The 12,589-nt window shown below is 58.7% G+C and carries 10 protein-coding genes; 9 read left to right on the top strand and 1 reads right to left on the bottom strand.

The annotated features are described in order from the left end of the window. Positions 1-64 precede the first annotated feature (64 nt). The 8 genes from clpB to L9H78_RS01375 all read left to right on the top strand — a co-directional run bounded on the left by clpB (position 65) and on the right by L9H78_RS01375 (position 10,175). Positions 65-2,623, top strand: coding sequence for an ATP-dependent chaperone ClpB (clpB, locus tag L9H78_RS01340; RefSeq protein ID WP_249620252.1), 2,559 nt, complete (start codon positions 65-67; stop codon positions 2,621-2,623). A 57-nt stretch (positions 2,624-2,680) separates the two neighbouring features. Beyond that, a complete protein-coding gene (locus tag L9H78_RS01345; RefSeq protein ID WP_249618204.1) occupies positions 2,681-3,511 on the top strand; it encodes a sulfurtransferase in 831 nt (276 codons plus the stop codon). 9 nt (positions 3,512-3,520) lie between these two features. Next, on the top strand, positions 3,521-5,218 hold the full coding sequence (locus L9H78_RS01350) for a hypothetical protein (protein ID WP_249620253.1): 1,698 nt from the start codon (positions 3,521-3,523) through the stop codon (positions 5,216-5,218). Positions 5,219-5,235: 17 nt separating this feature from the next. Next, positions 5,236-5,793 carry an orotate phosphoribosyltransferase gene (gene pyrE, locus L9H78_RS01355; protein WP_021351990.1) on the top strand — a complete coding sequence of 186 codons (558 nt, stop codon included), beginning with the start codon at positions 5,236-5,238 and terminating at the stop codon, positions 5,791-5,793. Further along, positions 5,793-6,494 carry a TrmH family RNA methyltransferase gene (locus L9H78_RS01360; RefSeq protein WP_249620254.1) on the top strand — a complete coding sequence of 234 codons (702 nt, stop codon included), beginning with the start codon at positions 5,793-5,795 and terminating at the stop codon, positions 6,492-6,494. Before pyrE ends, L9H78_RS01360 begins: the two co-directional genes overlap by 1 nt. A 111-nt stretch (positions 6,495-6,605) precedes the next feature. Then, positions 6,606-7,811 (top strand): glycoside hydrolase family 76 protein, encoded by a 1,206-nt coding sequence (locus tag L9H78_RS01365; RefSeq protein ID WP_249620255.1) that lies wholly within the window; start codon positions 6,606-6,608, stop codon positions 7,809-7,811. A gap of 58 nt (positions 7,812-7,869) precedes the next feature. Next, the gene (fbaA, locus tag L9H78_RS01370) at positions 7,870-8,904 is read left to right on the top strand and encodes a class II fructose-bisphosphate aldolase (protein WP_249620256.1); all 1,035 of its coding nucleotides are present in this window, start codon (positions 7,870-7,872) and stop codon (positions 8,902-8,904) included. Between the two features lie 41 nt (positions 8,905-8,945). Then, entirely contained in the window at positions 8,946-10,175 is a 1,230-nt protein-coding gene (locus L9H78_RS01375; RefSeq protein WP_249620257.1) for an FUSC family protein, read from the top strand. Positions 10,176-10,216: 41 nt separating this feature from the next. Here the strand turns inward: L9H78_RS01375 and L9H78_RS01380 are convergent, their stop codons facing one another. Further along, positions 10,217-11,185 carry a hypothetical protein gene (locus L9H78_RS01380; protein WP_249620703.1) on the bottom strand — a complete coding sequence of 323 codons (969 nt, stop codon included), beginning with the start codon at positions 11,183-11,185 and terminating at the stop codon, positions 10,217-10,219. A 106-nt stretch (positions 11,186-11,291) separates the two neighbouring features. Between L9H78_RS01380 and L9H78_RS01385 the strand changes: the two genes are divergently transcribed. Further along, positions 11,292-12,584, top strand: a complete 1,293-nt coding sequence (locus L9H78_RS01385; RefSeq protein WP_249620258.1) for an adenylosuccinate synthase — start codon at positions 11,292-11,294, stop codon at positions 12,582-12,584. The last annotated feature ends 5 nt before the right edge of the window (positions 12,585-12,589 follow it).

Consider the following 12,589-nt stretch of genomic DNA (forward strand, 5'->3'; position numbering starts at 1 on the left):
CCCTGAAACGGTGTCACAATAACGGTGACGAAAGCAGGGAAGAACAGGGAGGATATGACACACCATGAGTTCTTTTAACCCCACGACAAAAACCCAAGAAGCCCTACAATCCGCGCTGCAAACCGCCTCGGCGGCAGGCAACCCGGACATTCGCCCAGCACACCTGCTGCAGGCGATCCTCAGCCAAGAAGAAGGCATCGCCACCCCGGTATTGAAGGCCACCGGAGTAGACCCCGATACGGTGCGCAAAGAAGCCACCGAATTAGTAGAGGGCTACCCCAAGGCCGAAGGCGCGGGCGTGGCCAAACCGAACTTCAACCGCGATGGGCTCAACGTTCTCACCAAAGCCCAAGAGTTGGCCGGTGAGCTTGGCGACGAATACGTCTCCACCGAGGTGCTGTTGGCTGCCATCGCGGCCTCGAAAACTGATGCCGCGCAGCTGCTGACCTCCCGTGGTGCTACCTACGACGCCATCAAAGGCGCATTCCCGGCCGTGCGTGGAGCCGCGAAGGTGACCACGGAAAATCCGGAAGACTCCTTCCAAGCACTGGAGAAATACTCCACGGATCTGACCGCGCAGGCCCGCGAAGGCAAGATTGACCCTGTCATCGGGCGCGATTCGGAAATCCGCCGCGTCGTGCAGGTGCTATCCCGCCGCACGAAGAACAACCCGGTGCTCATCGGTGAGCCGGGCGTCGGCAAGACCTCCATCGTGGAAGGCCTGGCTCGCCGCATCGTCGGTGGTGACGTACCAGAATCGCTCAAGGGTAAGCGCCTGGTCTCGCTGGATCTCGGCTCGATGGTTGCGGGCGCGAAATACCGCGGTGAGTTCGAGGAGCGGCTCAAAGCCGTGTTGGAAGAAATTAAATCTTCTGACGGCGAGATCATCACGTTTATCGACGAGCTGCACACCCTGGTTGGTGCTGGCGGTACCGGCGAAGGCTCGATGGATGCCGGCAATATGATCAAACCGATGCTGGCCCGGGGCGAACTGCGGCTGGTGGGTGCCACCACGCTGGATGAATACCGCAAGTACATCGAAAAGGATGCCGCGCTGGAGCGTCGTTTCCAGCAAACCTACGTCGGCGAGCCTTCGGTGGAAGACACCATCGGTATCCTGCGTGGCCTGAAGGAACGCTACGAAGTCCACCACGGCGTGCGCATCCAGGATTCTGCGCTGGTGCAGGCCGCCGAGCTGTCCAACCGGTACATCACTAACCGCTTCCTGCCGGATAAGGCCATCGATCTTGTCGACGAAGCCGGCTCCCGGTTGCGCATGGAGATCGATTCCTCGCCGCAGGAAATCGACGAACTCGAGCGCGTCGTCCGCCGGATGGAAATCGAAGAGCTGGCGCTGAAGAAGGAATCCGATGCTGCCTCCAAGGAGCGGCTGGCGCGGTTGCAACAAGAGTTGGCGGACCAGCGCGAATCACTCGGTGAGCTGAAAGCCCGCTGGGCGAACGAGAAAAAGGCCATCGATGATGTCCAGGCGCTGAAGGAAGAGCTTGATGATCTGCGTCGGCAAGCAGAAATCGCCGAGCGTGAAGGTGATTATGAGAAAGTCTCCACGCTGCGCTACGGCCGCATCAACGAGCTGGAACGCGAAATCGCCGTGGCCGAGGAGAAAGCCGCTGAGCAGGCGCGCAACAACACCATGCTCAGCGAGGAAGTCACCCCGGATACCATCGCCGAGGTAGTCTCCGCCTGGACCGGCATCCCGGCTGGCAAGATGCTGCAGGGTGAGACGGAAAAGCTACTGGATATGGAGAATATCCTGGCTCGCCGCGTCGTCGGACAGAAAGACGCGGTGGTGGCGGTCTCCGATGCGGTGCGTCGTTCCCGCGCGGGCATCGCCGACCCGAACCGGCCAACCGGCTCGTTCCTGTTCCTGGGGCCCACGGGCGTCGGCAAGACCGAGCTAGCGAAAGCGCTGGCGGAGTTCATGTTTGATGACGAATCCGCGATGGTGCGCATCGATATGTCTGAATACGGCGAGAAACACTCGGTTTCGCGGTTGGTCGGTGCCCCTCCGGGATACGTCGGCCACGATGCGGGCGGCCAGTTGACTGAGGCCGTACGACGTCGCCCCTACACGCTGGTGCTTTTCGACGAGGTAGAAAAGGCCCACTCGGATGTTTTCGACGTGCTGTTGCAAGTACTCGACGAAGGACGGCTGACCGACGGGCAGGGTAGGACCGTGGACTTCCGCAACACGGTGATCATCCTGACCTCGAACTTGGGCGCTGGTGGCGATCGCGAGCAGATCATGGATGCGGTGAAGGCCGCGTTCAAGCCGGAGTTCATTAACCGCCTGGATGATGTGGTGACCTTCGAGCCGCTGTCCAGTGAGCTGCTGGAAGGCATTGTGGATATTCAGCTGGATACGCTGCGCGAACGCCTGGCTGGCAAACGCCTAAGCCTGAGCGTGGATGCGGCGGCGAAGGCCTGGTTGGCTGAGCGCGGTTACGATCCCGCCTACGGTGCGCGTCCGCTGCGCCGGTTGATCCAGCAGGCCATCGGAGACAAGCTGGCGCGGCTGGTGCTGGCCGGTGAGGTCGTGGAAGGCGATGCCGTGCAGGTTTCGCTTGCCGACGGCGGCGAGGAGCTGGAGATCTCCAGTTAGCAGTCATTGTGGCTGCTAGCACACACCGGGACGCTTTTACCTTTAAACTGGGTAACTATGAGCGTCCTGGTCAGTGCCGAAGAATTACACGAGAAAATCCACCGCGGAGATAAACTCACCCTGCTTGCCACCACTTGGGTGCCCGGGCAGGGGAACAGCTTCCGCCAATTTCGTGCCGGGCATATCCCCACAGCCCAGCACGTGAACCCAGCAATTGCGCTGGCTGGGCTTCCTGGGTCGAAAGCTGGGCGCAACCCGTTACCAGATCCGGCGCGGCTGCAAGCCAACGTCAACCGCTGGGGCTTACGGGAAGACCGCCCAGTGGTGGTCTACGACGATGGCCAGGGATTTTTCGCCGGCCGTGCCTGGTGGGTGCTGCGCTGGGCAGGAATTAAAAACGTCTCCATTTTGGATGGCGGCTTGGCGCAGTGGCATCGCGCGGGCTTCGATACGATGTGCGGCCCGGGCAATATCGCGATGGGTTCCGCGCTGACTATTCGGCCTGGGTCTATGCCTGCGGCCACTATCGACGAGGTACGTAATTTTGATGGCACGCTCGTCGACACGCGCTCTTTCTGGCGTTATTCGGGGCGCCAAGAAAATTTGGACTTGAAAGCCGGCCATATTCCTGGCGCGGTGAACGCCGCTATGCGGGATTTGGTGACCCCGAATCGCCTGGCCAAGTCAAAAGAAGAAATCCGCGAAGTCTTTGCCCAAGCTGGTGTGACCAGGGGTGAAGGCACGGTGTTTTATTCCGGTTCGGGCAACCATTCTGGCCTGGCCCTGGCCTTGGCGGAGCATGCCGGTATTACTGGAGCCTCGCATTATGTGGGTGGTTGGTCGCAGTGGTCGGCGAATGCTGCCAATCCTGTGGAGACTTCGCGTTAAACTGACTGCATGCCGTATGTTCTACTGACTCTGGCCGTCATCGCCGGTGCCGCTGCCATATTTTTGTGGTACCTGGATTCGAAGCAGCGCCGCGCCCAGCAGGCTGAGCAACCCCCTGCTGCTGTGGAATCGCCTGGTCAGCCGGAGCAAACTGGTGCGAGTGGGGAGCTTGCCGACGCTCCTAGCGCCGACATCGCTCGTGCCAGTATCCCTAGCGTCGACATCCCAGACGCAGAAGAATCTGTTGCCACCGATACTGAATGGTCAGCGCAAGCCACTTATGGTGATGCGCTACGCCGGGGCCGGGTGCTGGATGATGAAGAACTGGCCATTGCGGAACAATTGCCACAGCAGGATTTGCCACAGCATGATGAGGAATCCGCTGCAGAATCCGCCGGTGACCCGATAGCGGAGGCGAACGCTGAGGTAGATAATGCCGAGCTAGATACTGAACTGGATACTGAGGAAGGTTCTGAGCTGGATGCTGAGCCACATGTTGAGTCGGACTTAGAGAACGATGCTGAAACCGATTCGGCGCTGGTATCTGAGCGGCAGCCAGAGCCAACAGAGGCCTCAGAGAAGCCAGAAGCAACAGAGAACCCAGAAACAGCACCGAAACCGGAGCCAGGTTTAGCATCCGATGAGCTGCTTTCTGCTGAAGAAAACCGCAGTGATGCCAGTGATGCTAGTGATGCCAACGATCTAAGCGATGCAGCTGCTGTTCATGCAGATGGTGTCAACGGTGCAGATCATTTCGAAGAACGCGACGATGCAGCTGAGCAGCCGACCCCCGTCGCCAAGCCTGCAGGACCACGCCGCGATTCGATCATCCCGGGGGCGTTGCGCAGGGAACGTCGTCAGTGGGCGGAAAAGAATGGGTTCAGTTTTAGCAAACACGACGAATATCTCGTTGATGAATGGACCCGTGGCGCTGCAGCTGGTGGGGCAGCACCGAAAGATATCGTGCAGGGTTCGGCTTATGGGCATGAGATGGTGCTGATGGATCTCGGCGGCGTCAATGTCATGGCTATGCGCACCGGAGCCGCCACGGAAATCGTGGTGGATTTTCGCCGTGTGGACCGTGATCAGCGCAATGACCGTACAACCGGGGAAGCGGTTTTCGATGATTTGCTGGAAGTCGGACACATCGCGGATTTCACGGTCTATGCCACTGATGCCGCCGTTGCTAGCCGCATGATTGATGCGCGCGTGGTCACTGCCTGCGATAGCCTGCCGGAAATCGTCACCGCGGTGTGGATGGAATCGGATTGGGTGCTGGCGCAAACCGATAAAGGCTCGCACGCTTCAGATTGGGACGAAATGTTGGCGCCGCTCGGCCTGCTTGCCGACGTCGCCCGTGTGCTACCACCGCGTTCCATGGCGAACCAAATTTTAAAATTCGAAGGGGCGGACCCCACCCGGATGATGGGGCCGAAACAGCCCCCGGCCTTTGAGAACAACCAGTTGCTGCACGTCGTCCCCGACCCGCAGGATCATCCGCCAATCCAACGACCAAGCGAGCCCGTCGAATTACCGACCCGCAGCAAAGCCGAGGCCCGTGGGTACCTGGAACCCTACGCTCTTGGGGTAGATGAAGTGGATGTGATTGCCGATGGCGTCGACAAGTCACAAGAGGGCGGCCACCGGAAGCGCCCGCACGTTAAACGCGACTTGTCTGCCGGGCCATCTATTTTTGGCGACGAGTGAGGACTACAGTGGTAGCTATGACTGAGCAGCAAAGCACCCCCTCCAGTACTGATCTTTCCCGCCTGGCTGAACTCGTCCGCGAACTCGCCGTGGTCCACGGTCGTGTGACTTTATCGTCCGGTAAAGAAGCGGATTACTACGTGGATTTGCGTCGCGCGACGCTGCACCATGAGGCTTCCCGCCTGATTGGCTCGTTGTTGCGGGAAAAAACCGCGGACTGGGATTACGTTGCCGCCGGTGGTCTGACCTTGGGTGCAGACCCGGTGGCCACCTCGATCATGCATGCCGACGGCCGCCCGATCGATTCATTCGTGGTGCGCAAAGAAGCCAAAAAGCACGGTATGCAGCGCCGCATCGAAGGCGTGAATGTGGAAGGGCAAAAAGTGCTGGTGGTGGAAGATACCACCACTACTGGTAACTCCCCGCTGACTGCCGTCGCTGCGTTGCGTGCGGCCGGAGCGGAAGTTGTTGGTGTGGCCACCGTGGTAGACCGCGCTACCGGTGCTGCTGATGCGATCCGTGCCGAGGGGCTGGAATATCGCAGCCTGTTGGGCTTGGATGACCTGGGGCTGTAATGGGCGAAAGCGCAGCCGAAAACGAGCCGGTGACTAAGCCGGAACGCGCCACCGCACCGGAGGACAAAGGCCCAACGGAATGGGCCGAAGGTCGGCATGGTGTGGGCCCGTGGGAAGGGCGGTTGCCGGATGATCCACGCCTGGATCCGGAGTTGCTTGCCGAAGGCGACCGCCGCAACGTCGTTGATGCTTATCGCTATTGGAAGCGCGAGGCGATCATCGAGGACATTGATACCCGCCGGCATGAGCTGCATATCGCGATCGAGAATTTTGAAAACGATGCGAATATCGGCACGGTGGTACGTACAGCGAATGCTTTTGCTGTAGATACAGTACATATTGTCGGTAGGCGCCGTTGGAATCGTCGTGGTGCCATGGTTACGGACCGCTACCAACACTTACAGCACCACAGCGACGTTGCCGGGCTAGTGGCCTGGGCGGCAGACAATGATCTGACCGTCGTGGCTATTGATAACACTCCCGGATGCGTGCCATTAGAAACCGCCGACTTGCCGCGGCGTTGCTTGCTGGTATTCGGCCAGGAAGGCCCTGGGGTGAGCGCGGAGACAAGTCAGGCGTCGGTGATGACGTGTTCGATTGCGCAGTTTGGTTCGACGCGCTCAATTAACGCAGGGGTGGCCGCAGGTATCGCAATGCACGCGTGGGTGCGGCAGCATGCGGATCTGCGCCAAGCCTGGTAGGGGTGCTGGTTGCATCAATAATTTGGCACTTATCCCTCACCAGAGAACCGTGATGTATGCTACAAATGATTGTTTTCTCCGGTTTATAGCTCTGTGAGTGATGGAATAATAGTGCAAGAAAAATGGTCCCACCGGGCGGATCTCGCAGAGACCGCCATCAACGATCGGCATGCTGGCCCACTATGGTCGCTGCCTCGCACCAATCTCGCCCGAGTGAGCTGGCCGGCGCTTTTTAAAGAGCGCCTGTTTATTCATTGGCACTATTGGTGGCAGGCGCATTACCTGGATTGCCAGGTTGATGCTGCGCTGCGGCAACCCACAAAAACCCGCAGCGCACGCATTGCTAATACCATGCGTGGCATCAAACTCCGGCAGCTGCGCGGGTTGGAACGCAACAAATACTACGATGACAAAGCTTGGTTGGCACTAGCTTTCGGTCGTATAGAGAAGGCGGAAAAGCTGGGTACCCCGCCACAGTTGCACGCGTTGCGTTCTAATCTGCGTGCCGGGTTGGATGAGTCCCTGGGGGTCGCGCCCTGGCGCGATAGCCGATCGACGTTTTATAACGTGCCCACTAATGGTCCGGTGGCGATCATGTTGGCGCGTACCGGTTATTGGCAGGAAGCCATTCACATCGTCGACTGGGTTTTCGATAACCTGCACAATGATGATGGGCTGATCATGGACGGGATGCGTATGCGCATGAACGGACCGGAGATAGTGCGTGATATTCACCCGTACTGCCAGGGGGTGATGCTTGGCGCCAGCCTGGAAATTGCGCTCAAGCTGCGCGAGGAACACGGCATCCAAAGCTTGGAAGATATTCAGTCTGTGCATGAGGCTGAGCGTGCCGACGAAGCCATGCCATATATCAGCCGCATTCGTGGCTTGGTGCACGCGATTGCGCAGCACATGGCTACCCCGGCGGGAGTGATCGACTGGGATACCGGCGACGGCGATGGCGGCTTGTTCAAGGGGATTTTGCTGCGTTATCTTGCCGACGTCGCGGTGCGTTTGCCTGATGATTCGCCAGCGAACCGCGCGACGCGCAAGCTTGCTACTCGGTTGGTGCGGGCGTCGGCGGAGTCGGTATGGACCCACCGTTTGGAAGTCGACGGACTGCCCGTGTTCGCGACGGACTGGACCAGCGATGCGCTACTGCCACATAATTTTGGCCTGGGCCCGATGTCGATCCGGGAGAAAGTCGGCGTTGTGCGTATTGCAGAGCGCGATTTGTCGGTGCAGCTTTCCGGGTGGATGGCGCTAGAGGCGATGGCCCGGGTTGCGCTGGCCGAAGGGGATCCGGCTGCAGGTTAGTGCTCGCTCAGGCATAATTGGGCTTCGAGACTGCAGATCCAACGTTGGAGGATGTTTTATGCCTATCGCCACCCCTGAGGTTTATAACGAGATGCTTGACCGCGCGAAGAAAGAGCAATTCGCTTTTCCCGCGATCAACTGCACCTCTTCCGAAACCATTAACGCCGCACTACAGGGGTTTGCAGAAGCCGAGTCTGACGGCATTATCCAGTTCTCCCTGGGTGGTGCGGAATTCGGCTCTGGCCAAGCAGTGAAAAACAAAGTTGCCGGTGCAAAAGCCCTGGCCGCATTCGCGCACGAGGCTGCTTCGCACTACGGCGTGAATATTGCGTTGCACACGGATCACTGCCAGAAAGAGCGTCTCGATGACTTCGTGCGCCCATTGTTAAAAATCTCCCGTGATCGCGTAGAAGCCGGCGAGCAGCCACTGTTCCAGTCCCATATGTGGGACGGATCGGCCATCCCTATCGACGAGAACTTGGAAATCGCCCAGGAACTGCTGGCACAGTCACGCGCAGCGAATATCATCCTCGAGGTGGAAATCGGCGTGGTCGGCGGTGAAGAAGACGGCGTGGAAGCCAAAGCAGGTGCCAACCTGTACACCACCCCAGAAGATTTTGAAAAAACCGTCGATGCGCTAGGCACTGGCGAAAATGGCCGTTACCTGCTGGCCGCCACTTTTGGTAACGTCCATGGCGTCTACAAGCCGGGCAACGTCAAGCTGCGCCCAGAGGTACTGCATGAAGGCCAAAAGGTCGCTTCCCAGAAGCTGGGTCTTGCCGACGGTTCCCAGCCCTTCGATTACGTCTTCCACGGCGGTTCCGGTTCCGAAGCCGCCAAGATCGAGGAATCCTTGCGCTATGGCGTGATCAAGATGAACATCGACACCGATACGCAGTATGCGTTCACCAACCCGGTTGCGCGCCACATGTTTAGCAACTACGACGGCGTGTTCAAGATTGATGGAGAAGTCGGTAACAAGAAGGTCTATGACCCACGTTCGTACCTGAAGAAGGCAGAGCGTTCCATGGCTGATCGCGTCATTGAATCCTGCCAGGTGCTGCGCTCCGCAGGCCAGACCACCGCCCGCTAAGCTGCTCTCGGCTAAGCTTTGAGCAGGTATTTTCGACACCTATGGCAAATAGCAGGGTCTCCACCCGCGCACGACTGCGGCATTTAGACTATTCGCTGACCTCCCGTATTCTGCGCGTGCGCAAACGCTTGATTTTCATTGTGCAAGCCGCGTTTGGTGCGGGGTTGGCGTTTTGGGTTGCGCAGACGTTTTTCGGCCACGAGATCCCATTTTTCGCCCCTATTTCCGTGGTGGTGGTACTTGGCATCTCCGGTGGCAACCGCCTGAATAAAGCCCTGGAAATGTCGGTCGCTGGTGTGGTTGGTGTCGGGGTTGGTCAGCTTCTGGTGCACACCCTGGGTACCGGCGATTGGCAGATTGCCGCTGGGGTGGCGATCTCACTGGTGGTCGCGGCATTTCTATCGAAATCGCTGCTGGTGAGTAACCAGGTGGCTATTGGTGCGATCTTGATTGCCACGATCATGCCGCAAGGTGGTGGCACCGAACGCATGATTGACGCCGCCATTGGTTCGGTGATTGGGATCATTTCCATCGCGTTGATTCCTAATTCTGCGTTGCGTGATGCCCGGCATGAGATCGCGAAAGTTCTCTCCGTTGCATCGTCGGTGCTGCATGATGTTGCAGAGGGTGCGGAAAAGGGAGATTCAGAGCGTATCGAAGATGCACTCCAACAGGTGCGCGGTACGCAATCGAATATCGATCACATGCTGGAAGCCACGGCTTCCGGCCGGGAAATTGCGGGACTTTCCCCATTTCGCTGGGGCTCGCGCAAACACTTGCGTTCCATCGAACGTATTCTCACGCCCGTCGACAATGCCACCCGGAATGTGCGTGTGCTGGCCCGCCGCTGCATGGTCTTGAGCGTCGATGGCGACAAGATCACCCCGCGGTTAATCAATATTATTGATGAGTTGGCGGAGATCGCGTTGGAGCTGTCGCGAATTTATGAAACGAGCGCGCGGGTTAGCCAAGCCCATGAAATTCCGGGGATTGTCAATCGCCTGCGCATCATCGGTGCGCGCACGGACCTTTCCGTGATTAGCGATGATCCGGTGCTTTCGGAATATGCGATCCTGTCGCAGGTGCGGTTTTTAACCGTGGATCTTTTGATGGTCACCGGAATGTCGCAGGAATCGGCGGCAGCGGTGCTGGCACCAACCTCGTCCACACCGGCCTACCCGCCGGAAGTCTGGGAGATCGAAGACATTCAGGATAACGCGCACAATGCGGCGGATCGTTACGACGATTCCGAGAACTCCCAGAAAGAGTAGAAGAGAGTAGCAGAGGGTAGAGGACGCGGCGCCCCCGGAACTTATGGACGGATGATTTGTAAATCCCGCAAATGCCGGTAAAAAGTCACTCGTTTTTGCGGGCGTTTGCTGCGCACTCCGTCGACGTGTACCGCCATTTCCGGTCCACCGGCTTGTACCGCACGCCCAGTGACTAATGAATGCGGATCCAGCTGGCTGATGCTCGCCCCGGGGTTCTTTTGCTTGCGCCAGCGTGCAAACAATCCGCGGGGTTGTGGTGCTGCGGAGTGCACTGCCGCAGCAATGCCAGGTGCGTTGAGCATTGGCACTAAGCGGGCGCCGTACGCCAGGGAACGGCCGGCGTTATCCGTGGTGCCCCGTGCATCTTGCTGCAGCAAGGTGGCATCGTCGACGATAATTTCCCCGGTCATGGCGGATGCGTCCCACTGGCTGATAGCAGCGGAACCAGCCACGGCCTGTCCGGCATCGTTGCGGATCAGCGGGACGGGTTTGACCTCGCCAGTCAACGCCAGCTTGAGCGCGGCAGCCGGGTCAGTGGGAATGGACCAGTTTTGTGCTGCAGTGCTGGCGGCGCTACTAACGGCGTCGTCGGTGGCCGGGCCAGAAACTTTTGTGCTGCCGGTAGTGCCTACCGCGCTGTTCGTCGGTTCCGCCACCGGGACGAATCCGATCTGTGGCCACAATTGATCCGCCCGCAGCAAGCGAGTGAGCACCGCAGACAGGGCGGCATCTGAACCAATCACGATTATCCGCAGCGGCATCACCGGCTGTTGGGGTGCTAGTTGTGGGGCAGCCATGTGCTCTACGCGCGGTTGCGCTTGGATCTCCTCCAACGAAGGAGTGGGATCTACCGGCAATAATTCCGTAGCATGCTCGGATAAAAACTTCAGATCACCCCGGCCTGGCACAGCTGGCAGCGTAAAAATCTCCACCCCGGAAGAACGATATAAAGTCTTGGGCAAAACCAGTTCGGCTGCAGCTTCCCCGCAACGCAGAATCAGCACACGCATGCCAAGCATCGTAACCGACGTTAAAAAAATTATCGCAGGTGGGGCAATTCCTAGTAGGCTATGAGGCTGATCAAACTACTGACCGCAGGGAAGTGATGAGGCAGGTATGGCAGCGATCGTCATCGTCGGCGCCCAATGGGGCGACGAAGGCAAAGGAAAAGCCACAGACATTTTGGGCGGCCAGGTGGATTACGTCGTCAAGCCCAATGGCGGCAATAACGCCGGCCACACCGTCGTCGTTGGCGGTGAAAAATACGAGCTCAAGCTGCTTCCGGCAGGAATCCTATCGGAAAATGCCACCCCGGTGCTGGGTAACGGTGTGGTCATCAACCTGGAAGCATTGTTTGAGGAGATTGACGGCCTGGAATCCCGCGGAGCAAACGCCTCGCGGTTAAAGATTTCCGCCAACGCACACCTGGTTGCGCCGTACCACCAAACACTCGACCGGGTGCAAGAGCGCTTTTTAGGCAAACGTGCAATCGGCACCACCGGCCGCGGCATTGGTCCGACGTACCAGGACAAAGTCGCCCGCGTCGGCATCCGCGTGCAGGACATTTTTGATGAGTCCATTTTGCGGCAAAAAGTGGAATCGGCGCTGGATGTGAAAAACCAGATGCTGGTGAAAATGTATAACCGCAAGGCCATTGAGGTCGAGGACGTCGTCGGCTACTTCCTGTCCTACGCCGAACGCCTGCGCCCGATGGTGATTGACGCCGAACGCGAACTCAATGAGGCCTTGACTGCCGGGAAACACATCCTGATGGAAGGCGGCCAAGCCACCATGCTGGACGTCGACCACGGCACCTACCCGTTTGTGACCTCATCAAACCCTTCGGCAGGTGGTGCGTGTGTCGGCTCCGGCATTGGCCCGACCCGCATCGATACCTCACTGGGCATCATCAAGGCCTACACCACCCGCGTGGGTGCGGGACCATTCCCGACGGAACTTTTCGACGAATGGGGTAATTACCTGCAAGAAACCGGTGGTGAGGTTGGCGTGAACACCGGCCGACGCCGCCGCTGTGGTTGGTACGATTCCGTGATTGCACGCTACGCCAGCCGCGTTAACGGGTTTACGGATTACTTCTTGACCAAGCTTGACGTGCTCACTGGAATCGGAGAAATTCCGATCTGTGTAGCCTACGACGTCGACGGCGTGCGCCATGACGAAATGCCAGTCTCGCAATCCGAGGTACACCACGCCAAGCCAATCTACGAAAAAATGCCAGCTTGGGACGAAGACATCACGGGCTGTTCCACCTTCGAAGAGCTGCCACAGCGCGCACAGGATTACGTGCTGCGCCTAGAAGAACTGTCCGGAACGCGCATGTCGTATATCGGCGTCGGCCCGTCACGTGAGCAAACCATTGTGCGCCACGACGTGCTGGCGGGAAAATAGGCTGT

This window comes from Corynebacterium pseudodiphtheriticum, from assembly GCF_023509295.1.
Lineage (GTDB): Bacteria > Actinomycetota > Actinomycetes > Mycobacteriales > Mycobacteriaceae > Corynebacterium > Corynebacterium pseudodiphtheriticum.

What these genes read in the sequence shown, in the direction of transcription:
- clpB (WP_249620252.1), top strand. Translation starts at nt 65, where the DNA reads ATGAGTTCTTTTAACCCCACGACAAAAACCCAAGAAGCCCTACAATCC.
- L9H78_RS01345 (WP_249618204.1), top strand. Translation starts at nt 2,681, where the DNA reads ATGAGCGTCCTGGTCAGTGCCGAAGAATTACACGAGAAAATCCACCGC.
- L9H78_RS01350 (WP_249620253.1), top strand. Translation starts at nt 3,521, where the DNA reads ATGCCGTATGTTCTACTGACTCTGGCCGTCATCGCCGGTGCCGCTGCC.
- pyrE (WP_021351990.1), top strand. Translation starts at nt 5,236, where the DNA reads ATGACTGAGCAGCAAAGCACCCCCTCCAGTACTGATCTTTCCCGCCTG.
- L9H78_RS01360 (WP_249620254.1), top strand. Translation starts at nt 5,793, where the DNA reads ATGGGCGAAAGCGCAGCCGAAAACGAGCCGGTGACTAAGCCGGAACGC.
- fbaA (WP_249620256.1), top strand. Translation starts at nt 7,870, where the DNA reads ATGCCTATCGCCACCCCTGAGGTTTATAACGAGATGCTTGACCGCGCG.
- L9H78_RS01375 (WP_249620257.1), top strand. Translation starts at nt 8,946, where the DNA reads ATGGCAAATAGCAGGGTCTCCACCCGCGCACGACTGCGGCATTTAGAC.
- L9H78_RS01380 (WP_249620703.1), bottom strand. Translation starts at nt 11,185, where the DNA reads ATGCGTGTGCTGATTCTGCGTTGCGGGGAAGCTGCAGCCGAACTGGTT.
- L9H78_RS01385 (WP_249620258.1), top strand. Translation starts at nt 11,292, where the DNA reads ATGGCAGCGATCGTCATCGTCGGCGCCCAATGGGGCGACGAAGGCAAA.